This is a genomic window from Cellvibrio mixtus subsp. mixtus J3-8, from assembly GCF_000766945.1.
GTDB lineage: Bacteria > Pseudomonadota > Gammaproteobacteria > Pseudomonadales > Cellvibrionaceae > Cellvibrio > Cellvibrio mixtus_A.
In genome coordinates, this window is record NZ_KN266209.1 from 16391 (window position 1) to 42654 (window position 26264).

Annotated in this window: 21 protein-coding genes; 10 read left to right on the forward strand and 11 right to left on the reverse strand. The window is 47.7% G+C overall.

From position 1 onward, the window contains the following. The first annotated feature begins 108 nt into the window (after nt 1-108). Entirely contained in the window at nt 109-1779 is a 1671-nt protein-coding gene (recN, locus tag A596_RS13440; RefSeq protein WP_039915730.1) for a DNA repair protein RecN, read from the forward strand. A gap of 219 nt (nt 1780-1998) precedes the next feature. Here recN and fur read toward each other — a convergent pair whose 3' ends face one another. Next, entirely contained in the window at nt 1999-2406 is a 408-nt protein-coding gene (gene fur, locus A596_RS13445; protein ID WP_039915731.1) for a ferric iron uptake transcriptional regulator, read from the reverse strand. 78 nt (nt 2407-2484) lie between these two features. On the opposite strand from fur, the gene A596_RS13450 reads away from it, so the two are divergent. Then, on the forward strand, nt 2485-2940 hold the full coding sequence (locus A596_RS13450; RefSeq protein WP_039915733.1) for an outer membrane protein assembly factor BamE: 456 nt from the start codon (nt 2485-2487) through the stop codon (nt 2938-2940). A gap of 72 nt (nt 2941-3012) precedes the next feature. On the opposite strand, the gene A596_RS13455 is transcribed toward A596_RS13450, so the two are convergent. Next, nucleotides 3013-4647, reverse strand: coding sequence for a diguanylate cyclase (locus A596_RS13455; protein WP_039915736.1), 1635 nt, complete (start codon nt 4645-4647; stop codon nt 3013-3015). 314 nt (nt 4648-4961) lie between these two features. On the opposite strand from A596_RS13455, the gene A596_RS13460 reads away from it, so the two are divergent. Next, a complete protein-coding gene (locus A596_RS13460) occupies nt 4962-6185 on the forward strand; it encodes a cyclic di-GMP phosphodiesterase (protein ID WP_039915737.1) in 1224 nt (407 codons plus the stop codon). Nucleotides 6186-6191: 6 nt separating this feature from the next. Here the strand turns inward: A596_RS13460 and A596_RS13465 are convergent, their stop codons facing one another. The 5 genes from A596_RS13465 to A596_RS13485 all read right to left on the reverse strand — a co-directional run bounded on the left by A596_RS13465 (nt 6192) and on the right by A596_RS13485 (nt 13818). Further along, entirely contained in the window at nt 6192-6578 is a 387-nt protein-coding gene (locus A596_RS13465) for a response regulator (protein ID WP_039915738.1), read from the reverse strand. 27 nt (nt 6579-6605) lie between these two features. Next, entirely contained in the window at nt 6606-8927 is a 2322-nt protein-coding gene (locus A596_RS13470) for a PAS domain S-box protein (RefSeq protein WP_052417505.1), read from the reverse strand. Further along, on the reverse strand, nt 8927-12919 hold the full coding sequence (locus A596_RS22165) for a PAS domain S-box protein (protein WP_084128346.1): 3993 nt from the start codon (nt 12917-12919) through the stop codon (nt 8927-8929). Before A596_RS22165 ends, A596_RS13470 begins: the two co-directional genes overlap by 1 nt. 119 nt (nt 12920-13038) lie before the next feature. Then, nucleotides 13039-13344 carry an RnfH family protein gene (locus A596_RS13480; RefSeq protein ID WP_039915739.1) on the reverse strand — a complete coding sequence of 102 codons (306 nt, stop codon included), beginning with the start codon at nt 13342-13344 and terminating at the stop codon, nt 13039-13041. Nucleotides 13345-13383: 39 nt separating this feature from the next. Further along, a complete protein-coding gene (locus tag A596_RS13485; RefSeq protein ID WP_039916187.1) occupies nt 13384-13818 on the reverse strand; it encodes a type II toxin-antitoxin system RatA family toxin in 435 nt (144 codons plus the stop codon). Between the two features lie 150 nt (nt 13819-13968). Between A596_RS13485 and smpB the strand changes: the two genes are divergently transcribed. Next, the gene (gene smpB, locus A596_RS13490) at nt 13969-14451 is read left to right on the forward strand and encodes an SsrA-binding protein SmpB (protein ID WP_039916189.1); all 483 of its coding nucleotides are present in this window, start codon (nt 13969-13971) and stop codon (nt 14449-14451) included. 99 nt (nt 14452-14550) lie between these two features. Here smpB and A596_RS13495 read toward each other — a convergent pair whose 3' ends face one another. The 3 genes from A596_RS13495 to A596_RS13505 form a co-directional block, all read right to left on the reverse strand. Further along, the gene (locus tag A596_RS13495; RefSeq protein ID WP_039915742.1) at nt 14551-15654 is read right to left on the reverse strand and encodes a glycoside hydrolase family 5 protein; all 1104 of its coding nucleotides are present in this window, start codon (nt 15652-15654) and stop codon (nt 14551-14553) included. 221 nt (nt 15655-15875) lie between these two features. After that, nucleotides 15876-19838 (reverse strand): translocation/assembly module TamB domain-containing protein, encoded by a 3963-nt coding sequence (locus tag A596_RS13500; protein WP_200882926.1) that lies wholly within the window; start codon nt 19836-19838, stop codon nt 15876-15878. A gap of 11 nt (nt 19839-19849) precedes the next feature. Next, nucleotides 19850-21634, reverse strand: coding sequence for an autotransporter assembly complex protein TamA (locus A596_RS13505; protein ID WP_052417545.1), 1785 nt, complete (start codon nt 21632-21634; stop codon nt 19850-19852). 192 nt (nt 21635-21826) lie between these two features. Here A596_RS13505 and A596_RS13510 point away from each other — a divergent pair, with 192 nt between their 5' ends. The 6 genes from A596_RS13510 to A596_RS13530 all read left to right on the forward strand — a co-directional run bounded on the left by A596_RS13510 (nt 21827) and on the right by A596_RS13530 (nt 25695). Further along, a complete protein-coding gene (locus tag A596_RS13510) occupies nt 21827-22672 on the forward strand; it encodes a 23S rRNA (adenine(2030)-N(6))-methyltransferase RlmJ (protein ID WP_039916193.1) in 846 nt (281 codons plus the stop codon). 10 nt (nt 22673-22682) lie between these two features. Further along, nucleotides 22683-23090, forward strand: a complete 408-nt coding sequence (locus tag A596_RS13515) for a hypothetical protein (RefSeq protein WP_152600182.1) — start codon at nt 22683-22685, stop codon at nt 23088-23090. Beyond that, complete coding sequence (locus tag A596_RS13520; protein WP_039915747.1) at nt 23090-23443, forward strand: DMT family protein; 354 nt, start codon at nt 23090-23092, stop codon at nt 23441-23443. Before A596_RS13515 ends, A596_RS13520 begins: the two co-directional genes overlap by 1 nt. A gap of 198 nt (nt 23444-23641) precedes the next feature. After that, nucleotides 23642-23779, forward strand: coding sequence for a hypothetical protein (locus A596_RS23555; protein ID WP_235425742.1), 138 nt, complete (start codon nt 23642-23644; stop codon nt 23777-23779). Nucleotides 23780-23805: 26 nt separating this feature from the next. Beyond that, nucleotides 23806-24027 (forward strand): EAL domain-containing protein, encoded by a 222-nt coding sequence (locus A596_RS23560; protein WP_039915749.1) that lies wholly within the window; start codon nt 23806-23808, stop codon nt 24025-24027. Nucleotides 24028-24348: 321 nt separating this feature from the next. Continuing rightward, complete coding sequence (locus A596_RS13530; RefSeq protein WP_052417506.1) at nt 24349-25695, forward strand: extracellular catalytic domain type 1 short-chain-length polyhydroxyalkanoate depolymerase; 1347 nt, start codon at nt 24349-24351, stop codon at nt 25693-25695. Between the two features lie 72 nt (nt 25696-25767). On the opposite strand, the gene A596_RS13535 is transcribed toward A596_RS13530, so the two are convergent. Next, nucleotides 25768-26226, reverse strand: coding sequence for a GNAT family N-acetyltransferase (locus A596_RS13535; RefSeq protein ID WP_039915750.1), 459 nt, complete (start codon nt 26224-26226; stop codon nt 25768-25770). Nucleotides 26227-26264: the final 38 nt, after the last annotated feature.

Consider the following 26264-nt stretch of genomic DNA (forward strand, 5'->3'; position numbering starts at 1 on the left):
GTTTTACCATCAAACACTGTATAAATAGCCAGATACGAAATAACCACGTATCTGGCTTTTTTATTTCACATTACCTGTGCTGCGCGCCGCCAATCATCCGGATTGCTTATGCTCACTCATTTGAATATCCAAAACTTTACGCTGGTGGATCACCTGGATCTGGATTTAAAACCAGGTATGACGGTTATTACCGGGGAGACCGGCGCAGGTAAATCCATCGTACTTGATGCACTGGGTCAAACCCTCGGTGATCGCGCCGATGGGGAGCGGGTGCGAGCTGGCGCAAGCCGTGCAGATATTTGTGCAACGTTTGATACACGCAAGATTCCCGCTGCGGCGGACTGGCTGGTCAATAATGATCTGCAACAAGCCGATCACCCCCATGAATGCTTGCTGCGCCGGGTAGTTGCGAGCGATGGCAAATCCAAAGCCTATATCAATGGTCAATCAGTAACCCTGCAACAGCTGCGCACCCTGGGTGAAATGCTTATTGATATTCACAGCCAGCATGAGCATCAATCGCTGTTGGTCAAAGATACCCATCGCCGCCTGGTTGATGAATTTGCAGGGCAAACTGATCTGGCCAGGCAAGTTCGCCTGGCATGGCGTGAATGGCAGAGCCGACTGGAGCATTTTATCCATCTGCGTGACAACGCTGCAGAAGTAAATGCACGTTTCCAGTTGTTAAGTTATCAAGTAGATGAGTTAGAACAGCTGGACCTGCAAACCGGCGAATTGGCAAAACTGGAAGCCGAGCAACGCAGTTTGGCCAATGCAGAGGAAATCCTGCGCGGCAGCCAACAACTGGCAGCATTTTGTGGCGATGATGAGCAAGGCTTAAGTATTAACCTGCATCGCGCCCTGCATATTTTGCGCAACCTGCCGGAAAAATCCGGGGCCCTGAAAAGCGCAGAAGAATTGCTTACCAGTGCGCAAATCCAGGTGGAAGAAGCACAACATGAAATCGAGCATCATATTGATAGTTTTGCATTGGACCCTGCGCGCCTGCAGCAGGTCGATGAGCGCCTGTCGATCATTTATGATCTGGCACGTAAACATCGGATCCAGCCTGAAGAACTGCCCGACCTGATCGACAAGCTAAGCGCCGAGCTTGAGCAATTGCAAGGTGGTGATGCCAAACTTGATCAATTGGCCCAACAAGTCGCCCAGGCCGAAAAAATCTATCGCCAACTGGCCGAACAACTTTCGGGTAAGCGTGCCAGGGCGGGAACATCACTCGCCAAACAAGTTAATGAACAACTCAAGTTGCTGGCAATGGAAAATGCCAAATTTAGCGTCAGTTTGATCCCGCTGGGTGATAAACCCGGCGCCAACGGTTTGGAAGAAGTGGAATTTTTGATCAGCACCAATCCCGGCCAAGCCCCGCGCCCACTGGGAAAGATCGCCTCTGGCGGTGAGCTATCGCGTATCAGTCTCGCTATACAGGTAGTAACCGCGCAAACCTCTGCGATCCCCACGCTGGTATTTGATGAAGTAGATGTAGGTATTGGCGGTGCCACAGGCGATGTGGTGGGCCAATTACTACGGCAACTGGGCGAACGCGGACAGGTTATTTGTGTGACCCATCTGGCACAGGTTGCCAGCAAAGGGCATCAGCATTTACAGGTAGTGAAAACAGCGAGTAGAAAATCTGCAGAATCGACACTGGTAGAGCTTGGTGGCGATGTACGAGTCGAAGAAATCGCGCGAATGCTGGGTGGGCTGAAAATCACCGATCAATCATTGGCACATGCACGTGAAATACTGGCGCTTCAATAGCAAAGAGACAAATGGCAGGCAACAAAAAGGGCGCGATAAACGCGCCCTCAAGCAGTAATACAAATCAACGTTTCCTAAATCAAAAGCACTAACGTTTCTTTCAAAAACAATATATTTTTCAAAAAACAGCGAAAAGGTCAAACCAGTTAACGATTCTCTTTACCCAAGTTCTAACGTTTTTCACTCCAAAGCACTGCTTTCTCTAAATTTTCATATAACCTAGCGTTTTTTGCGCACATAAAGCACCAGGCTATGATCGGTAAGCTCGAAGCCATACTCAGCGGCAATACGCTTTTGGAGTGCTTCAATCTCATCGTTATGGAACTCAATGATGGTACCGGCATCTATATCGACCATGTGATCGTGATGCTCGCCGCGCGCCACTTCGAATACCGAATGTCCGCCATCGAAATTATGACGAACCACCAAACCGGCAGTCTCAAATTGGGTTAATACCCGATAAACCGTTGCCAACCCAACATCATCACCTTGCTCCATTAGCGCCTTGTAAACATCTTCCGCGCTCATGTGATGCTGCTCAGAGGACTCCAGCATTTGCAAAATTTTAACTCGCGGCAAAGTGACTTTAAGGCCAGCCTTGCGCAGCTCGTGGTTACCATCTGCCATTATTTCCCCCAAACCCTTCTCAGTGTTCCTGTGGTTCGGGTATTATCCGCGTTCATTTTCGTTAGTGGAAGCCCTCGTATGAAATTAGCCAGCCGTGTTTTTCTGGCCGTTATTGTTGCAACCAGTCTCACCGCCTGCTCCAGCTTCCGCTTTCCCGGTGTTTATAAAGTCGGCATCCAGCAAGGTCATATCATTACCGAAGAAATGGTTTCCCAATTAAAATTGGGTATGTCCAAACGTCAGGTGCGCTTCGTCCTTGGCAATAGCCTGGTACCGGATACGTTTAATGATGATCGCTGGGATTACCCGTACAGCGTGCGCCGTGGTTCGCAAGGCGAAATCACCCAATACCTGTACACGGTCTATTTTGAAAACGACAAACTGGTAAAAACCGAAGGTGATTACCTGCCGGGCAAAGCACCGTTGAGTGGTGAGAAATCACGCCGCTACCTGGAAGATATGAATCGCGATGTACCTGTACCAACAGAAGATGCTACCCCAAGGGAAGTGCCCTTGCCGGACGGTAATAACTAAATCATTGCTTGAAGCAAAAAACGCCCGGCTTACCGGGCGTTTTTATAAGGGGATGATTTGTATTAAAAAGTGCTAGCGACTGCAACAAACCCTGTTACGCCCCTCGCTCTTGGCACGATAGAGTGCAGCATCAGCCTCTTGTAGTAGTTGCTCCGCGCGATCCATACCGGGACGGTAAGCGGCAATACCCGCGCAGAGACTCACATTAAAATTAATATCACCTGCGCTGAAACTGATATCGCGGAACCGCTGGCGAACATCCTCCATTAGCAATAGCGCCTCATCTCGCCCGCAACGCGGCAGCACCGCCACAAACTCTTCGCCGCCGTAACGCCCCACAGCATCGGTTTTGCGCAGACGCTGGCGCAATAGATGGGCAATAGCTTTGATGACTTTGTCACCCGCAGGATGCCCGTAGGTATCATTGATCTGCTTGAAATGATCCAGGTCCAACATCACCACACTCAATTCATCGCCATTGCGCATGGTACGGCTCAGCTCGATATCCACCTGCTCTTTGATACGCGAATGTTTGAGCAAGCCGGTCAAGCTATCGCGATCCAATGCATCGCTCAATTGCCGGCTGCGTGCTGCACGAGTGGATACAGCGGTTATCAATTCGCGGTCACTCAACGGTTTGCTCAGGAAATCATCTCCCGCTCGCCCAAGCGCTACCGCACGTTTCTCAACATCTTGTTCAGACGATAGATACGTAATCGGAACCCGCAACCAATCCTGGTTCAAGCGAATAACTTGTGCCAGCTCTATGCCATTACACACTGGCATATTGATATCCAGCAAAACCAGATCGGGATGGAAGTCCTGTAATAACTCAAAAATATTGCGCGGATTATTGCTAATCTCAGCATGAATTCCCGCTGCTTTCAGCACTAGCTTGTAATGCTCAGCCAATGACAAATCATCATCAATAATTAATACCCTGTGGGGAGCACTGCGGTGACGATCCAGATAAAACTCAAAACAATCCACCAACCGGATCGTATCCAATGGCTTTACAAAATAACCCACCGCACCCGCGCGTACAGCCGCATGGTAGGCATCAAAATCCGTGCGGGTGGAAACAAAAATCACCGGTATCGGTGCCGGTAGATGTTGTTGCAAGATCATTACCGCTTCCGGTGCTTCACGCCCCTCTTCAACAAACATGATGTCGCAAATCATAAAATCGGGAGGGCGACGCAGTACTTCCGCCTCGGCAGCAGCAATGGTGGCAAAGTGTTCAACCTGGTGGCCGAAATGGCGCAGCGTCATACAGACTTCATCGGCGATATCCGGATCATCCTCAAGAACATAAATAAGCGTGTTAGTTTTTTGTGGTGTTGTTTGCGAAACCAAAGGCATAGGTTTGTTATTGCGTTCTGCCTGCAAATCGCCGCCCAAAGCGGCAACGGCAACGGAAAACACCCGTAGCAACCCCATATCCAGCGCTTTACCCGCCAACCATTCCTGCGCTTGTAACTCCAGTTTTTTTGCTTGCTTGCCTAAATCAGTAAAGCCGAAACTACCAGCGGAACCCGCTAATTTGTGCAGCCGATGATTAAGCTGCCCCAGTGCCTCTGCACGCAATTCAGGGTTAGCCAAATCATTTACGAGTTTGCGTAGCTGTTGCAGTTCGGCGGGCAAGCGCGCGGCATAATCATCACGCAATGCTTGAAGTCTGGCTGCGATGTCAGCGTTTTTGTCCATGAATACCTGGCCTATGGAAAGGGGTGGTATTAATCAGGACACCCACCCGCAACTTATTACTTATCAGAAATTATTAATAATCGAGCTAAATAATAGGTGTGAAACGCCAGTTTGGCGAATTTCCATAGCTCTCATCAATAACCGTAAATCGACAGTATAAAAAAACCTTATTTCTTTGAAAAAATATTATGTATCAAGTTAGCAGCCCACGCATAAAGCCTGACTATACTCAGCCAAGGAAGCTGCTAACCCTTTCACGTTATCTCATTAGTTTGTATCCACTCATTTATTTAACCAAGTAACCCAAAAAGCTGATGTTAAAACGAATTGCTGTTAAAGATATGAAACTCGGCATGTTCATTTGTGAATTTTGTGGTTCATGGATGGAGCATCCTTTTTGGAAAACCCGCTTTTTGCTGGAAGACGAGAAAGATCTGCGCGCAATTCTGGCAAGTGGCATTAAAGAACTATGGATTGACGTGAGCCAGGGGCTGGATGTGAGTGGCGACATCACAGGCAAAACCGAAGCCGAAGTTGAACAAGAAACTGAAGCGTTATTATTAGAGGCAGAAAAACCAACATCGACTGAACGTGTTTCACTTGATGAAGAAATCCGTACTGCTGCACGATTGTGTAATAACGCAAAAAAAGCCGTTATCGAAATGTTTAGCGATGCCCGCATGGGCAAAGCCATTGAAATTGAAAAAGCACAAGAATTGGTGGAGGAGATTTCCAACTCGGTATTGCGTCAACCACATGCACTTATCAGCCTGGCCCGTTTAAAAACAGCCGATGAATACACCTATCTGCATTCCGTGGCCGTATGCGCATTAATGATTGCTCTCGCGCGACAATTAAGCCTGGATGAAAGCACGGTACGCGATGCGGGTTTGGCGGGTTTGTTACACGATATCGGCAAAATTGCCATTCCATTGAAGGTACTCAACAAACCGGGGAAATTGACTGACGAAGAATTTTCGATTGTGAAATCACATCCGGAAGTCGGTGCAAAAATTTTAATCGAAAGTTATCAAGTCCCACCGATGGTATTGGACGTTTGCCTTCACCATCACGAAAAAGTCGACGGTACCGGATACCCTTACGGACTAAAGGGAAGCAATATCAGTTTGTTCGCGAAAATGGGCTCAGTATGTGATGTCTATGATGCAATTACCTCCAATCGCCCTTACAAAAAAGGTTGGTCACCAGCCGATTCCATTCGCAAAATGGCCGAATGGAGTAAGGGGCATTTTGATGAGGCCGTATTTCAGGCATTTGTTAAAACGGTAGGTATTTACCCCACAGGTTCACTGGTGAGATTGGAAAGCGGGCGACTCGCCGTGGTCATCGAACAAAACGATACATCTTTGCTTTTGCCCAAAGTAAAAATATTTTTTTCTGCAAAAACCAAAATGCCAATCATCCAGGAAATATTGGATTTATCCAAATTACAAGGCAAAGAGAAAATCATCGGCCGTGAATCGCCTGATGATTGGGGCTTCAAAAACCTGGATGTACTTTGGTCGGGTATAACTTGATTACAATCATTGTTGGCGCCCCCAAATATCGCGCAACTGTTGCGCGAGGGTCATGGGATCAAACGGTTTAGCAATAACACCCACTGCGCCCATTTCAATATACGCCTGCACTTCCTGCGGCTGAACTTTAGCGGTCATAAAAACCACCGGTGTTTTTTCCAGCTCTGAAAAACCACGCAAGCCTTTCAATGTTTCAGGGCCGTCCATACCGGGCATCATTACATCGAGTAAAATCAAATCCGGATTAAAAGCTACTGCTTTTTGCAATGCATCGCCGCCACAGGAACAAGCCTCCACCACAAAACCGCTAATTGTTTCCAGCACCATCATGGCAATGGCCTGGATATCAGGATCGTCCTCAACATATAAAATCCGGGTTAATTCACGATTCATTGTGTCATCACCTTATCAATAGGAAATTTATTCTGCACGCTCGTGCAAAGGAAATATCGCATAAAAAGTGGCGCCCTTACCTGGTTCGGAATCAAATCCAATTGTGCCCTGCATACGTTCAACAAATGCTTTACTAATTGCCAATCCCAAACCTGTGCCACCGCGTCTGCGCGAATCGGAAGAATCAGCCTGGGAAAATTTTTGGAAAATGCGCGTACGAAACTCTTCACTTACACCGGGCCCATGATCGACCACCGCAATCTTTACATGATTATGTTGCCGGTTAACCACAATTTCCACTTGCCCTTGTGATGATGAGAACTTCACAGCATTGGAAATTAGATTGGCCAGCACTTGTTGCAAACGCTGGGCATCAATCAATACCTGTTCATTAGTCAAATCAGTTTGCAAGACCAGACCTACGCCAAAAGTATCTGCATAGGAACTATTTCCCTCCAGCGACTGTTGCACGATTGGTAATAAAGGCTGGACGCGCAACTCAAACTCCATTTTACCGGCAAGGAGTTTTTCCATATCGAGTAAATCATTAATCAATAAGGTGAGACGCAGGGAATTTTTATGGGCGATGGTGAGCATATTTTTTACTGTTTCCGGCAACTCACCCAACATCCCGCTGACCACCACCCCCAGCGCGCCGGAAATAGCGGTAAGTGGTGTGCGCAATTCATGGCTAATCGTTGAAACAAAATCGTTTTTCATTTGCTCAATACGTTTACGCTCAGTAATGTCTTGTACTATTGACCATATTTGCCGCTCTCCATTTTCGCCCTCAATAACCACTCCATTTAACAGAACAGCAACAAGCTGACCATTTTTATGGATATAGTGTTTTTCGTAAGGGCCATAGCGCCCACTGATGTGCAGTGCCTCCAACTGCTCTGATTCATCCAACCGGTATTCTTTGGGAGTAAGCTGCCAATAACTCATGCCTGCCAACTCTTCCCGGGTATAACCGGTGAGTTTGCAAAACTCGGGATTGCATTCGATAAATTCTCCAGTCGCCATACGATTGAGCGTTATTGCCACCGGAGAAAGATTGTAGAGTGACGCTAATTTTTTTTGGCTCTGCACCATAGCGTGAAGGCTTTCTTCCGCCAAGGTGATATCAAGATGAGTTCCGGACATCCATTCCGGCTGACCGTCAGCCGTGTAGTCAGTAATACGGCCACGGGACTGTATCCAGACCCAATGGCCATCTTTATGACGCATGCGAAACTTGGATTCGTAATTCGAAAGCTCTCCGGCAAAATAGCGATCAAGTACCTGCTTCACCTTTTCACGATCATCCGGATGCAACAGCTCCCTCCAGGTCACCACGCTTCTTGCATCCAACTCATCCAAACGGTAGCCCAACATACTCGTCCACCGGTCATTAAATTGTGTCTCGCCTGTTTGTACATTCCACCGCCAAGTACCTGCATCTGTCCCTGAGATGACCGACGCCAGGCTCGCTCGCTCATGCTCCAATTCGCGTTCATGCCGTTTAAGGTGGGAGACATCTGTACCTAAAACAAATACACCTTTTACTTGTTCCTGATGTTTCACGGGAATAAACGTGATCTTCAGGTAAAGGTCATCGTTCACCCAACATTCAAAACTCACTCGCTCGCCCGAGCCATAACAATGCGACAAATGTGATTGGAATTGTATATAGGCATTCTCCCCGCCTATTTCCACGGGCGTTCGCCCCAATAACTGTTCCGGTTCCAGGCCAAACCACTTTTTGTATTTGTGGTTAACAAATATATAGCGCTGCTGAGCATCCAATTCCCCCACTAATAAAGGAGCAGCGTTTGACAGTACTTCGAACTGCTCTGCCTGGTGGCGGATTTGGGTATTGCGTTGATGGAGCAAAAAAAGACGCTCCACCTGACGCGCTAACAGTTCCAATGTCAGTTTGTCTTGCGGTGATAACTTTCGCGGTACCCAATCAATAATACAAAGCGTACCTAATGCTATACCTTCACTCACTCTCAGGGGGGCACCGGCGTAAAAACGAATACCAGGCGCTTGTGTCACCAGGCAATTATCAATAAAACGGGGGTCCAGGGTTGCATCTTCAACCACCATCACCTGGTTTGGATCAAGTATGGCATGGGCGCAAAAAGCCAGGTCACGCGAAGTTTCGTAGCTATCCAGGCCTACAGCGGCCTTGAACCACTGGCGCTTCTCGTCCACCAAAGACACCACTGCTACAGGGACATTGCAAATCATCGCCGCGAGTTGGACCAGCTCATCAAAAGCCTGCTCCGGCGGTGTATCCAGTACATCCAGTCGATACAAGCAAGCCAAACGCTCGGCTTCATTGTCAGGAAAAGGCGCTTTCATCACGGTGATTCCGAACCCTGCCCCGTGGTTTTAGGGGGATAGGAAGCTGAAGGGGTGGCGGGTACAGCCGCTTGTGTCAAAAGCTCTTGTATCGCCGTTACGAACTCGACAAGTTTGACAGGCTTTTGCTTCCAATAAATCGCACGCCCGGCAATCTGTGGTGGACACGCTGCTCGCCCTTTATCAACGTCTCCTGAAATCACCAAAATAGGAACAGGATGATCATTAAAAAGGGACTCACTCTTCCGTATTTGACTAAGGATATCTACTCCAAAAATATCAGGCAGATTTAAATCCAGAATTAATAAGTCGTAATGGCGCAATGCCAGATATTCAAGCGCGGCCGTTCCCGAGGTTACCGCATCCCACTCATATTCTGCGCGCGTGAGCACCGACTGCCAGAGGTTACTCACAGACTCATCATCTTCCACAATTAATAAATGCGGTTTGGTTTTACCGGGTTCAATACGTGTGGAAGGCGTTTTTGATGTTGCGTCTTCACAGGGTAAATCAAAATAAAAACTGGCGCCCTCACCGGGTATAGATTCAACACCTACTTTGCCACCCATGCGCTCAATAATTTCCTTACAAATCGCCAACCCCAAACCTGTCCCCCCTTTTTGCCGGGTGTCTGAAGAATCCGCCTGGGAAAACTTCTGGAACAGGCGCGCACGAAAAGATTCCGGAATTCCCGGGCCTTTATCGGTCACCACAACACGGACACTACCAAAATGCAACTCAACGTTGACAGCAACCTGGTCATTCAGTGGGGAGAACTTGGCAGCATTGGATAAATAATTGGCCAGCACTTGCAGTAAACGCTGGGCATCCACAATAACTTTTACATCAACAGCCGTTGGGGATAACTGGTACGTCACACCATATTGGGCAGCGAAGGCAGCATTGGATTCCATGCTCTGTTGAATCAATGGCAATAACATTTGTGATTGCAAATCAAAATGCATTTTACCGGCAACCAGTTTTTCCATATCCAGCAAATCATTGACCAGATGAATTAATCGCTGCGAATTATTGTGGGCGATCCGGATCATGCGCGTTGATTGTTCAGAGAGTGTGCCAGCGAGGCCATTAACCAGGATTCCCAGCGCACCGCTAATTGCGGTTAATGGTGTACGCAATTCATGACTGACCGTAGAAATAAATTCGGTTTTCATCTGATCGATGCGTTTGATTTCACTGATGTCACGTGCGATGCCCAAAAATCCGGTAATTTTTCCTTCAACATCGCGCAGCGCAGAGATTGTGAGGATAACAGGGAATTGGCTGCCGTCTTTGCGCACATAACGCCATTCATTTTCATCGCTATTGCCTTCACGCGCTTTGGCAACAAAGGTTTCAAAGCCAGGTTTAACTTCGTAGCCCAACTCACACGTCAAGTGATGCGCATGCGCAACAATTTCTTCCGGTAAATGCATAATTGCTGGCGATTGTTTATCAATTATTTCGGCAGCGGTGTAACCCAACATTAATTCCGCTCCCAAATTAAATGTTTTGATGGTGCCGTTAATATCGGTGGAAATAATAGCAACACTCGCTGCGTCCAGGATCGCCTTGCGCAATGAGTTGGTTTCTTGCAATTGTATTTCTGCTTGCTTGAGCGGTGTGATATCTGAAACATATCCATGCCAAAGAACACTGCCATCTTCCAGTTTTTCCGGAATGGATTCGACATGTGTCCAGATCATGCCACGCACCGGGTGGTTTACTCGCACGGTTGCAACCCAGGGTGTTAAATGCGATGCGGAATAGGAAACACTTTCACTCACCCACCCCACATCATCCGGATGAATAACTTCAAATACTTTTTGTGCCGAAGTGGCAACATCTTCCGGTGCAACGTTATAAATATTTTTCATGCCGGGGCTGGCATAAGGGAAAAATGAACTGCCATCGGGGCGCAGCTGGAATTGATAGAGGAAACCTGGCAAACGCTCGCTGAGTTTTTGGAAACGGTTGAGGATAATTTTTTTTTCGCGCTCCTGCTGCCAGCGCTCGACGACAGAACTTATCCAGCGCGCCAGCAAGCGCACAAAATCTTTATCCAGGGCATCGTATTGGTGATGGCGGGTTTTGCGCGAGAAGAAACATAAAGTGCCGTATATACGATCATGAATCCATAACGGCACACCTATATACGTTTCAATTTGCGTAAGCAAATACGATGGATGCTGCTTGTGTTCACTCGCCGGAATATCATCTTCTGCAAATACATCGCGCAACGCGACGGTAATACCGCAATAATTTTTACCCAGGTGGTTGGAGATGGAAACATCTTTATTGCCCTGCGCAGAAAACTGCACATGCACGCGATAATCCTCACCATTGATTTCGCTGATAACACCGCAGCTCAACCCCAAATAGCGCGCCCCCAAACTCAGTGCCAAACGCAATTGTTCCGCCGGGTCCACCGCAGAAAGCGAAGCGATTTCATTAAGCGAATGCAACGCCGCTTGCTGGCGAATGCTGACCAGCTCGGTATTTTTGCGCTCGGTAATATCGGTGTACACGCCCAACATCAGCGCAGCCCTGCCATCGGGCTGCCACTCCACGACTTTGCCGCGCGTGAGAATCCATTTGTAACTGCCGTCATGTACTTTAAGCCGATACTCATTTTCGTACATGGCGGTCTCGCCTTTGATGTGGCGAATAATATCGCTGTAACTCACGCGTTTGTCGGCGGGGTGGACCCGACTCATCCACTCATCCAGATCCAGCGAGCTCGGTGACTCGGGAGGAATACCACACAACTGGCGCCACTCCGGCGAAAAGATCGCTTTATCGTGGGCGATATCCCACTCCCAAAAGCCGGAATCACTGCTGCGCAATGCCAGTGCCAGGCGCTGGCGCGCCTGTTCGCTCTGGGCGTGTTCTGCTCCCATTTGCTGGCTGTAATGGTTGATAAGTTGTTTGATGTAAGAGCGATTCAAACGAATAAATCCAACCAACAACAATTGCGCACACACCAATGCCGCCAACCATTTGGCAATCACCCGCTGGCGAATAGACTGGTAACTGTCATAGGCCCGGGTGATGTCATTCCACACCAGCATCGCCAAACCGGAATCCTCATCGGGCACTTCCACCTGTTTAACCGGCCACCAGGAAACCAGAAACGTTTTACCGGCGTCCTGCAGTAAATGCCCCTGCTGGTTAATAGGAATCAAGCCGCGACTCCACCAGCTATTCAATTGTGGGTCGCTACTTTCCTCAAGGCGCCAGTCATCAACGACGGTAGGATTTTTTTGATTAAGGGTCTGGCGGATTTGCTCCCACAATACTTGCTCAACAGCTGCCTTGCGCAAGAACATCGCCATTTGCATCGGCAGCGGCTCACCATCCCGGCTTTGCGGGATAGAGGACATCCCCACCTCCAACACGGCAATAACCCCGCCAGATTGATCTTCCCGCGCCATAATAGGTAGCACCGCGCGATGGCCGCTGCCATGGCGGGAAATATCTTCCCCCCAGCCGGGCAAACCGGAACTGAAAGCATTGGTGACCAAGGGGCGCAAACCACTCAGGCTATCGCCAAAGCGATCCGGGCGATGCATACGCAAAAAGGCGATAGCACCGGGCGAATAATAAATACTGAGCTGGCGCACCCCCAGCGCCTCCATACTGCTCCAGCTATCGTGCAACATGGCTTGCAGCGCGGTGCGGGCGGCGCCAAGCTGTTCGGGGGTAACCTGGCCATCAGCGTTCGCAAACACCGCATGGGTGCGGCGAATTTCGTTAACAATCGCCACGTCCCGCACCAATAGCTGCGCCAATAACATGGCTTGCTGGGTAAGGTCGCGCCGACTGGCCTCCATATAATCTTTTTGGGTTTGGACGTTCCAGGCCAGGCGCTCTTCCCACACTTGTTGATGCACCTGCAAATCGGCGCGCATGAATAGTAAAAATACCAACGCCAGTGCCGTAGCAGATAGCCAGGGCAACCACTGGTAAAGGCGTTTAGTATTCGACTGCATGGATGTCCCGGGGCAATTGTTATTGGTAAATCCACCCAAGAAAGCGGCGAAGTATTACCCCAGTGTAGTGCAAAATTATTGTGAAGCAGGCCCGTTCAGGCCCGTGTTGATCATCGGCCTTACTTGCCTGCGCGCTTGCGGCGCGCCTCTTTCGGGTCAGCGGCGAGCGGGCGATAAATCTCTACCCTGTCCCCCGCATGAAGGACGTGTTTATCCGCAGAATCCAGGCCTTTTGTACCCAGGGATTGTCCGAAAATACCCATTTTGGCACTGCTGATATCCAACCCGGGAAAGTGATCGGTAATACGCGAACGCCGGACCGCATCCAGCGCTGTCGTCCCCGGCTCAACCAGCAACGCGATAATTTTTTGCTTATGCGGCAGCGCATAAGCCACTTCTACGGAAATCAAATCAAAATCCGCCATACGACTTATCCCCGGTAAACCTGTTGCCTGCGAAACCGATTAGCGATAAACCTGTTTTGCGCGAGCACAAAGTGCATCCACCTGTTTGGTTCCGACCGACTCGAACAGTTTGCCCACCGCCATTCCCAGCAAACGATTTTTCATTTCGAATTCCAGCAAAAAACCTACCTTGCACGCCTGTTCATTCAGCGGCGTAAATTGCCATACACCGCGCAGATAATTAAACGGGCCATCCACCAGGCTCATACTCATCCTGTGCGGGGCTTGCAATTGGTTGCGGGTGATAAAACTCTGCGCAACCCCCGCCTTGCTCAAATCCAGCCGCGCCTCCAGCCAATCATCACCGCGCGCCAGGACCTTCGCCCCCACGCACCCCTCCATATATTGCGGGTAGGCCTCAATATCATTGACCAGATCAAACATCTGTTGCGCGGAATAATGTACCAGCGCCGATCTTTCTACCTTTGTCGCCAAGTTTCTGTCCCCACACAAATTCAGCCGCATTCGGGCTCATACAATAATTGTATCGGGAATGAGGTGCCCGTATAAGCCTGACCCAAGACATAATCGGCGGATTGCCGATATAATGCCCGCCCGATGTTCGATCCGGAAATCCAGGACTCCATGGCCAAGAAAGCGCAAAAAAATAGCGACAGTACTATCGCCCTCAATAAAAAAGCCAAATTCGATTACGAATTGCACGAGCGTTTTGAAGCAGGCATTGCCCTCACCGGCTGGGAAGTGAAAAGCCTGCGCGCGGGCAAAGGCAATATCACCGACTGCTACGTGATTTTCAAAAATAACGAAGCCTGGTTATTGGCCTGCCAGATCCAGCCTTTGCTGAGCGCCTCTACCCACTTCGTTACCGACCCGTTCCGCACACGTAAATTATTGCTGAATCGTCGCGAAATTAATCGTTTGCAAGAAGCTGTTGAACAAAAGGGTTACACCGTTGTGCCCATCGCGCTGTACTGGAAGGCACATATCGTGAAATGCGAAATCGCGATCGCTAAAGGCAAGCAATTGCACGATAAACGTGAAACCGAAAAAGAGCGCGATTGGGCGCGCGAGAAACAACGTTTGTTCCAGAAAGATCAACGCGGTTAATGATTAATTAAAATCATTAACCTGCTGCAATAAAAAAATCCCGCCTGGTGCGGGATTTTTTATTGCCTGCTCGCGATCGCGTTACCGATCGCGCATTGATTACTTCTTGTTTTCTTTCAACATCACTTCACGGAAATGCTTGCCTTGCATGGTAGGTTCATAGGTTTTGTAATCCTTGAACATTTGCGGTGACCAATCCGGGTCAAACACCCAACCCACCCAGCTAATACCTTTGTGACCAAAATAATCAGTGATGCGTTTGCCATAACTGCCATCATCAATCACCGGTATGTGCGCCCCCTTATCGGTTGCCAGTTGATAACCAATTTCGGTCGCAAAGACCGGATATTTATCCGCCGCAAACCCAAAATCGCGGTCCCAGTTTTTTTCATAAGGCGCGTCGACTTTCATTGGGTAAGGATGGCTGACGTAAGCAATGTTATCGCGCTCAATAGGTGTTTTAGCGATGGGCGTTAAATCGTAAGCCCAATTAAACCCTGCAACCAATGAAATGGCTTTAGGATTATGCGCTTGAATAATGGTAATAATTTCTTCGTTAATGGCTTTCCACTCTTCCCAGCTGACTATACCGAGGCGGCCATTAAATACCGTGGGCTCATTAAATATTTCGTAAAACGCCACGGCATTAACACCGGCATAACGCTCGGCGACCGTGCGCCAGAAATCATAAGTTTCGGGCTTATCAGTGTAATAGGAATTATTCTGGAACATTTGCGATTTCAAATTGCCAATCGAATGCCAATCCAGGATCACATACATTCCCAACTCGTTGGCCCAGATCACGGTTTGGTCGAGCATCGCCAGGTAGGCTTTTTTCCCGTGTTTGCGCCAGGCAGATGGATGCACCGGCACACGCACTACATTAGCGCCCCAGGATTGAATAACTTCAAAATGTTTTTTAGTGAAGTGTTTATCGCGTGAAATTTTATCCGGGTCAGAAATATTCAAGCCGCGAAATACCATCACCTTGCCGGCGTCATCGACAAACTTATTGCCCTGCACTTTGATCAGTGGCAACTGTTTGGCGATTTTGGTTTTATCAAACGCGGGAACATCGGTTTGGTTCCACCAGCCACTGGTATTTTCCCAGGCATTGTCAGCAAAACAAAGGGAACTGGCAAACAGCGAGCTAATAAAAAATAATGAACAAAAAATTGTCAGGTAGTAACGCAGGGTTCTCATGGCAAAGCCTCGTGATATTTTTAATTGTATGTAGCTATTTATTAAACGTTTTTATGAAATGTACCGGATTAATGCAGCGATTCAATTAACTTATTTACTATCAGGAATCGGGCAACCGGACAGGTTTGCCAGGGCAAACGCTCGCTAGCATAGATAATTCGCAGCCATTTGGATCGTGTTTTAACCCTATTTAACGTCTGACACTATCATTCTTATAAAAATTAGCGTTCAACTTTATAAACCACATCCACGCTTTGGGTTTCACCGGATTCGGCTTCGATACGCAACCGTTCTGTTAATTGATATTCCATACCCAGGCTGAAAGCCTGGTCAAAAATTCCCACGACATACCGCACCAATAATCGGGGCGTCAGGTATTTACCTACCCATAATTCACTTTGTTCAAGCCCCTGGTCCGCTTTAATTTCCAGTTCATCGACATGGAAAAAACGGGTAATTCCACCGGTAATGGAACCTCCGGAATCCATTCCCAACCCACTCATAGCACTCACCAATAATGAAGCATCGGCTTTGGAAGCTTCGCTCATTGGTTTGCCCGTTAACAGCATCATCATCGCTGCACTTTCACTCATGCTTTCGGATGAAAACACCGTCGCTTTTGGCTTTTGCAGGGTGCCGGAAATATCCAGCCCGACTTTGGTATTGTCGTCATCGCGAATAATGCGCGAGGCGCGAATTTCCAAACCGGGATTTTCATACGGCCCCTGGAATAGCAAACGCCCGCGATCAATCGTCAATGACTGGCCGTAAGCTTTATAACTACCCTCCACGACGCTGACATAACCACTGGTAAAAAATTGTCGCTGGTTTTCTTTCAGTAAATTAATTTTTCCCGTTAATTTACTGTTCAAACCAAAGCCGTTAAAAATAACATCGTCACCCAGCGACAAGTTTAAATTGGTCAGTATTTTAAGCGGTGTTTCCGTATTACCATGTGCAAATTGATCATCGACAACAACCGCATCCGGCGAAACCTGGGTTGCACTTTCAGGCAAAGTTTTAATATTCGCACGCGCCCAGGGAATAACAGCACTGCCGGAAAGTTCTACCAGATTTTGATTGGCGCTCACTTTAATATCGGGGCTCAAGGTAGCTTTCAATTCAGGCAAGGAAACAACTTCGACATTGTTACCATTGACAAAGCCTTGCAAGCTCCAATCAGGAGAGCCAAATTTGGTTAAATCCCCTACCACGGACAATCGCCCTTTATCCGATTGCAATTGGCTCACCAGGCTAATGGTACCCGCCTGGCTGGAATTTATTTGCAATTCAATATTGGTTAAATCCAAACCGAGGCGCGGCAAATTGGCAACACCATTATGCAAGCTGACATTGCCAATTAAATAAGGCTGCGCAAAGGTTCCGCCCACTGATAGATCGGCAAGGAAATCACCCTTCACATCATTGGCAAATGGCACCACCGTTTCCAATGGGGCAAGGTTGGAAAAGCGCGCAATTAAATTTCCACTATTAATCTTTTGTTGTATTAAATCAACATCGGCACTGGTAGTAATTTGCCCATAGCCAGTCCACTCCATTTCCCCATTCGCCGTTAACTTTCCCTTTTGCAAAATGGATTGCACCGAAAAATTTCGCCAGGGATAAACTTCCGTTGTACCGCCCGCATACTGGTAACGCAATTCTGCATTGCGTGTGCTGACATTGGCGCTGGCACTCATATTGGCTAACGAAAAATCCGGCGCCCTTGCATGCAGCGAGCCATCCATAACGCCCGCGAAATAAACTTCCACTTTAAAGAGGGATAAAAATTGCCGTAGCGGAACAGAATCGAGATTGGCATTTATACGTGCGCCAGTGGTGCTGGCCCATTCGCCATCAATACATAATTGTGGCAAGGAATAGGTTTCTATCGGACTTGCCGGTAATTTTTTATTTGCATCCAACCAATCATAATTATTTTTTACAAAAGTCGCATTGGGCATCCAATCGCCAATAACCTGCTCCTGTTCCACTTCGGAAATACGCTCAACCTGGCCAGTAAGGTTACTGCGTGTGGTTAAGCATTGGCGATCCAGAATAATTGCGTCGCTATTAACGCGAATAGGCTGGCTTGAGGTTAACCACCAACGCGGCACTTTCTTCAGCTTTATCGCCAGCTGCTCAAACTGGCCCTGCCACTGCGCCTCGTTATATTCACCACGCATTTTCATATCGACACGACCATAGGTGGTATGCCTGACCAGCGCTTCCAGTTTATGTTGTTTGAGCGAACCAAAGCCATTCACAATCAAGCTGGAAAAATGATTATCGGCCAGGCGTAAGCGGGTGGCCGCAAACGTTAATGCATAATCTTCCGCGCGAATAGCAGCAATGACATTTGCGGCAACAGGTGCAGCAATTGGCACCGAAGGTTCCGCGGCAGCTTGTGAACTGACCGGCCCTTGCAATTCCTGTTTTGGAATTAACGATAACTGCAATTTTTCAACGGAATAATTGCCCCAGGAAAATTGGGTGATGGAAGTATCTATTTCCAATGTGGGTTTTTGTGCAGTGCCTTGCAAGTGACCTTTACTAACAACACTGCCTTGCACACTATTATCAATTTGATACAACATAGGTGCGTTGATATCCCATTCCAGATTAAACGCACTACCTATATCACCTTTCAACTGCAAGCGGTTTGCGCCAAAAATAAATTGCAAACCATCGCTGTGCAAATTTTTTCCATCGTAAGCCAGGCTACCATTGGCCAACAAATTATTACCGCGAATATCACCACTCACATCCAGATCCTGCACCTGTGCATTCCAGCCTGGATTCGCATTAACACTTGCATTGGCGCTGTTATACGCGCCTTGCGTGGAAAATGAGGCATTGATATTACTTGGCCAATCCTCCAATAAACTCGCAAGATTTAAATGCGCGGCGCTAACAGCTAATTTCCATTTCACCTGCGGCAACCATTCCACATCCCCTTGCAGGCTTAAACCAGCGTCGCTATCAATATATTCTTGCGCTACAGGTACGTGGACTAAAGAACTGCTGGTATTAGCGTTACTGCTATTGGCATTAGCCAAATAACGTTCGCGAAAATTTAAAAATTCAATATGGATTTTTTTTAAATCGCCGTGTGCTGCGGCGCTAATACCGAGCATGGGAGCCCCGGGTAAATGAATATCCCCTTGCACTTTAGCGTTGTAACCTTGCCAATTTCCATTTGCATTAAGCTCACCACTCGTGACCGGTACAGGTTTGCCAGGGACCCACCATTGGGCAGGTAAAATTTGTTGTTGCCAGCTCGCGGTTAATTGCAGGAGCGGGGCTTGCAGTAACGCATTATTGTTATCAACAATGCTGGTTGTGATAACACCGGATAACACCACCGGTGAATTCATCCGGGTAGAAATTTGCAACGCTTTTAAATCGCCGCTGATTTCGCTAACACCTGCATAGGCGAGCGCAGCGGAGGTTGGTCGCAACATTAACAGGCGCGGCGCTGACGACGACAAAGGAAGAACCGGTGCAATTGCTGAAGAAATTATCGATGAAAATAATGTCGCACCCGCGTTAAGTGCATCGTGATCCTGAGCTTGCCATAACCATTGCGCAGTGGCTTTGGTTACGTACGGAAATGCAAGTTCAGTCACACCGGTCAAGCGCACCGAATAATTGTCGTGCACCAAGGCAAGATCATTATAGCGAAAATTAAAGGTCCCCCAGCTCAGTGAACCACTGAGCTGACGCCAGTGTTGTTGCGAATTCCCTTGCACCAACGTGATGTTGTTAATGTGCGCCTGTTGTAAATAAATGCGCAATGGCAAGCGCAATTGCGGCCATTGGTTAAAGGGCGAAACAGGTTCTTTTTTCGGGGCGGATTGCGGAGGTTGAATGACCACAGCATCAGCACGCAATGACTGGATTACCAGTGCACCATAGAGTAAATCCACAGGGCGCCAGCGAAACGATAATTTTTGTGCGCGATAAAATTGCTGATCAGTGCGATATTCCAGCGTGTCGATATCCAGGCCTTTACGCAAATCGCCTTTGACACCGCGCAATTCTACTCCTGCAACCGAAGCAATATGTGTAACAACCCAGCGACTGCCAGTTTCAGTTTCAACAATAGCAACAACAGTAGCCAATAAAATTAAAAAGAATGCCAGCAGGCCTAAAAAAACCTGGCGAATTTTTTTTAATACCATGCGCACTTGCATTATAAATCTGGCCCCATACTAATGTGCAGGCGCCATCCTTTGGTTCTATCATCTTGCGTGACAGGGTCCAAGGCTTTGGCCACATCAATTCGAATAGGGCCAATGGGTGATACCCAACGCACACCGACGCCTGCACCACGCTTCAGGTCAAAATCGCCATCATCAATTGCATTCCCCATATCAAAAAATGCGGCAGCAACCCAGTTGGATTCTTCAAAACGGTAATCGTATTCCACACTCGCCACAAATAAATTATTACCACCAATTACTTCCATCTCACCGGTACGCCTGCTTTTTTTCGATGGTCCAAGCGATTTGTAATCATATCCACGTACACTGGCGTCACCCCCGGCAAAGTAGCGTACCGATGCAGGTAGCAAATCAACATTGGAAATATCAGTCAAACCTGTTTCAGTGCGCAACAACAACCTTCCTGACGCCAGCGGCCTGATATATTTAACACGACTGTACAACTGTAAAAAACTGCGATCCGAACCCAGGCTTTCCGGTGAGCCGGATAATTTACTGATAAGGCTCCAACCGTGCATTGGATAAGCGTTACCATCCGTTTTAGTGCGCGATAACGTTACAGAGGGAATAATTAACCCGATAGTTTCCGGGTTTTCCGTACCCACAGTAGATTCTTCATAGGTATAGTCCAATGCGTAGGTCTGTAACCATTTATTGTCTTGGTAATAGGTATAACTGGCGCCATATAAATCTTTTTCGCTGTAATAGGCATCAACCGTTTCTTCCAAATAACCGGTGTAAATATTTACAAATTCATAGGCGGGATTGCGCAACGGGATTTTATAATTAATCTTCGCTTCTTCTTTGATTTCTGACATCGAATAATCTGCGGCCAGTGAATGGCCACGGCGATTGACATATCGGTCTTCAAAACCTAATTTCACACGCGGTTTGTCTGCTTCAACCCCGAGGCCAATGGAATAAGCGCGACGCTTTTTTTCTTCAAGGTCGATATTGATTTGTACTTCGTTATTTTCCAGCGCTTGCAAATCCGGGGTTACCCCCGCAATAGCAAAATAATTGCTGGTGTTATATAAATTTTTTAATTCCAGTAATTTTTCAGTATCGTAATAATCACCTTCCTGAATATTGTAATAACGGCGTAGAAATTCCTCGCTGAGGATATTGTGCTTTAAGTTAATAGCACCAATTTTGTAGCGCGGCCCGGTGTTGTAAATCAATTCAATTGCGGCGGACTTTTCACCTACATTCACCAGAATACGCGATAGCGCAAATTCAGCATCAAAATACCCGTGCGCTGCCGCTAATGTATCAAAGCGCGATTTCAGGGCTTCATAGCGGCCGTGGTTTAATCGATTGCCAACTTTAATTCCGGGCTGATCGTAAAGGCTTTGGAATATTTTATCGTCCGTACCTTCGCCATGGATTTCAATACGTAATTCTTTCACCAATACTGGATCGCCAGGAGTGAGCGTAATGCGCAAACCCCAGCAATTTTTGTTGTTAAGGAGCTTGGCCTCGTATTCCAGTTGGTAATAGCCAAGTGCCTGCGCGGCTTTATTGATTTCAGCTTCGGCATCAACCAGGCGCGAGTTAAGCCTCCACAACGGTGCTTTACAGCTTTCATCGGCAAGGGAGAGGTGTTGGCGAATATTTTCACGCAGACTTTTGGTGCCACCTTCGATCTCAATCTCCGGTTCGGCAGCATAAAGCGGAGTGGCTGCCAACAAGATTATTGGCGCAAACACGCGATAGGAAAATAACGGCAGGAATAGTGAAGTACGTAATTCCATAATCTTCATCGTTATAGGCGGCAACTCTATTAACCGCAAATCATGCATGGCCATGCAAGGCATCAATTGTGACATTCTTGTGCACGTAAATGTTCCTTGACGTCCGGGTAAATGTTCTTTGATATTGGGGTAATTGTGCTGTGCACCCGCTATAATCGCGCCGATCTTACCTGTATTCCCACGGAATTTACCATGCTCAGTTACCGCCACGGCTTTCATGCCGGCAATTTTGCCGACGTACTCAAACACACAGTGCTGGTGCACATCATTGAGTATATGAAACAAAAAGATAAAGCTCTGCGTATTATTGATACCCACGCCGGTGCCGGTGTTTATAAATTGAACGGGCCCCAGGCGCAAAAAAATCGCGAATTCGATACCGGCATTGGCCGCCTTTGGGATAACACTCTGGCACCCGCTGCGGTGACTCAATATCTCACCGCTGTCCGCAGCGTCAATGAACATGGGCAATTACAAATTTATCCGGGTTCACCATTGTTGATGCAAACACTGATGCGTCCGCAAGACCGTGTATTCCTGCATGAATTGCATCCCGCCGATTTCCAGTTCCTGCGCGATTGCATGCGCGACAATAAACACATCAAAGTCTTGAATGAAGATGGCTTCGCCGGTTTACAAGCCTTGTTGCCGCCGCCAGATCGACGCGCACTGGTGTTAATCGATCCCTCTTACGAGGTTAAAAATGATTACCAGCATTTAGTGAAACAAGTAATACAAGCCCATAAACGTTTTCCTACCGGCACGTTTGCAATTTGGTATCCGGTAGTATTGCGCCAGCGTATTGATGAAATGGAATTGGCGTTACAAAAATCCGGTATCGCGAACATCCAATTACTGGAATTGGGATTATTGCCCGACAATCCGGAACACGGTATGACTTCCAGCGGTATGATTGTGATCAACCCACCCTGGACGCTCTGGAGTGCGATGGAAGAAGCTTTACCCTGGCTAGTAGAGCAATTGAGTGAAGAACATGCAGGCTTTTATCGCCTGGAACAATTAGTTGCGGAAAAATAATGGTGAAATTATGTCAACCATCCACACTGCACCTGCGAATAAATCCATGAGCCATGCTGCGCGTGCGGCAATAGCGTCTGCGTTTATATTTCCTGGCGCCGGTTTATTTTTATTGAAACACTATGTGCGCGGTTGTATTTTTGCACTACCGGCCACGTTTATTATTGTGATGATGTTTAAAAATTTATTCAGCACTGCTATTGCGATTAATGAAAAATTGCAGGAGCAAGCAGAGCGCGGCATTTTTTCTTTTGATGTGGTGGCAATATTCACTCAATTACACAGTTCAATTTTTGCAACGCCGTATTGGCAAGATGGCAAATGGATTTTACTGGCCAGCTGGGTATTAAGTATTAGCAGCTCTTATTTTGTGGGGAAAAAATTCGACTTGCAGCAAAAACATGCGGAGGATAAATAATGCAAGCATCGCTAATTGCCATAGGCTTATTGTTTTGTAGCAATATTTTTATGACTTTTGCGTGGTATGCGCATCTAAAAGAGCTCAATCAAAAACCCTGGATTATTGCCGCACTGATCAGTTGGGGAATCGCCCTCTTTGAATACTTATTGCAGGTTCCAGCCAATCGCATCGGTTATACCGTTATGAGTGTTGGCCAGCTAAAAATATTGCAGGAAGTTATTACCCTCAGCGTATTTGTTCCCTTCGCCGTTTTCTATATGAAAGAGCCGCTTAAACTGGATTATTTATGGGCAGGCTTATGCCTTTTGGGTGCAGTCTTCTTTATGTTTAGGGATAAATTAACTGGATAAAACCAATAACAGGCACACATAAATCGGCTATAAATAAAGGTGATTCGGCTCTTCCATTTCCTTTAGTCGGTTAACCCAAGGTGCCGGCGTGTCTGAACCAGCCACCACCCATTCCAGCCCGGATATTTTGCAATTAGTGTCAGAAAATTATTTGTACGCAACATCGAAATTTTTTGTACGTGCTCTATTGGTATCGCACTGGCCCCGCAAGATGGCGAGGACCTGAATACCTTAATAAAAAAAGCCGACATTGCCATGTATCATTCCAAAGATTCAGGGCGCAACAGTTTTCGTTTTTTTAATCCTGCGATTAATCGCAATATGCTCGACCATTGAAAATCGACCAATCCTTCGTGCGGAAGATGGATGATCGAACCGGCGACGCGGCGATAGTGCGTGCGATTATTCAGATAGCCTCCAGCCTCGGCTTGAAAACAATCGCTGAAGGTGTAGAGAATTCCAGCACCGCTGCGTTACTGCGCGGCCTCGGCTGCAACGAAGCACAAGGATATTATTGGGCAAGGCCAATGCCCGCTAATGAAGTTGAAAACTTTTGTAAGAACTGGCCGCAGTCGCCAATCTAGCCAATCTAGCCAATCTAGCCAATCCATTTTTTAGCATGGTTGCACACCGCCGAACAGCGTTAACTCTTTTTATAGATCGCAACATTTTCATTAGAAAAATGGCATTTTATTTTTAAGAGGAAATGCAACCTGGTTCCACCTATCACACCGCTCGCTCACCAACATTTCGTACCGGCACCCGCATCCTGTAATCACTTAAGAAGCACAACTAGTATACTAGTCGCCTTTCTGTATTTACCGCTGTCCATTGTGCAAGGGGTTCGGGCCACTCATGTGCAACGGGGGTTCAGCCAATTGGCCCACTCACGAAGGATTATTTCCATGATTAAAATAATTCATAAAATCACTACCTCAGTTCTACCCGTTTTAACCTGCGGATTTTTACTCGCCAGTCTGGATGCCAATGCCGCAAGCTTGCGAGAAATCACCAGCTTCGGCACCAATCCTACTAATTTGCGCATGCATTTGTATGTGCCTGACGCTTTGCCGAACAACGCTCCGATCCTGGTTGCCAATCACTATTGCACGGGAACTGGTCCGGCGCTTTATTCCGGCACCCAGTTTGCGGCGCTTGCTGATCGTTACGGTTTTATTGTGATTTATCCCAGCGCCACCCGAAGCGGCCAATGCTTTGATGTGTCCTCGGCACAAGCATTGCGGCGGGGTGGCGGGAGTGATCCGGTGGGAATTATGTCGATGGTGAACTATGTGCAGCAAAACTATAACGTGGATTCAACACGCATTTTTGTTACCGGCGTTTCATCCGGTGCGATGATGACGCAAGTGCTGCTCGGCCTTTATCCTGATGTATTTAAAGCCGGAGCTTCCTTTGCTGGCGTTCCCTTCGCTTGTTTTGCCACTAACAATGGCAGCACCTGGAATAGTGACTGCGCCAACGGCACCATCAGCCGCACCGCACAGCAGTGGGGCGATTTGGTACGCAACGCTTACCCCGGTTATAGCGGTCCGCGTCCGCGTGTACAGCTCTGGCACGGTACGGCGGATACTACGCTACGTTACCCGAATTTTAATGAGGCCATCAAACAATGGACTAATGTGCACGGGATTAGCCAGACACCGCTTTCCACGGACACACCGTCATCCGGCGCTACTCGCACACGTTACGGCACTACCGGTGGCCAGGCACTGGTAGAGGCCATTAGCTTGCAGGGTACCGGCCACAACATCCCGGTTAACGCCGCAGAAGCGATTCGCTTTTTCGGCCTGACCAGCGCGGTGACCTCCAGCGTCGTCTCTTCGCGTGCTCCAGTTAGCTCAAGCCAGGCCAGTAGCTCGCGCAGCAGTGTGGGCAGTTCCATCATTATTACCAGCAGTGCGCGCAGTAGCGCTGCCTCCAGTAACGCGACTACTGGAGGCAACTGCAGTTATGTAATTACCAATAACTGGGGCTCCGGGTTCACCGGTGCTATTCGTATCACCAACAAACGCACCACGGCGATTAACGGCTGGAGTGTGAGCTGGAGATACACTAATGGCACTAGCCTGAGTGGAACCTGGAATGCCACAGTCACTGGCAGCAATCCATATACCGCTACCAACCTCAGTTGGAATGGCAGCATCCAGCCCGGTCAGACGGTTGAGTTCGGTTTCCAGGGTAACCACACTAGCGCAGAAATTCCTGTGATAACGGGCGCTGCGTGCAATTGATTATTCCTGTTAAAAAATAAAAAAGCCGATGGTATTTGCCATCGGCTTGAGCGGAACAATTCAATACAATAATTAATCCATCACTCTCGTCATAAACACGCTGTAGGGATCTTCTTTATAATCAGCAAACGGCCCGCAGTTTTCAAATCCATAACGCTCATAGAGTTTGCGCGCAGGAATAAAAAAATCCTGCGATCCGGTTTCCAGGCTCAACCGTTGGTAATTACGCTGGCTTGCCACCAGCAATATATGCTCGAGCATTTTCTTGCCCACACCTTTACCGCGAAAACGATTGGATGAACGCATGGATTTTATTTCTGCATGCGTCGGATCCAATTCTTTTATCGCCCCGCAACCCACTAGCTCATTGTTATCCCACACACTCCAGAAGGTAATTTCCGGTTTACGCAATTTGTCCAAATCCAAAGCATGCACACTTTCAGGTGGCGATGTCGCATACATATCCTGCAAATGCTCATTCAGTAATTCCGCAATGTCAGGGCTGGTTAAATCATCTATACGGATGTGCATAACTATTTTCCTTTATATCCTGCAAACAATAAACAAAA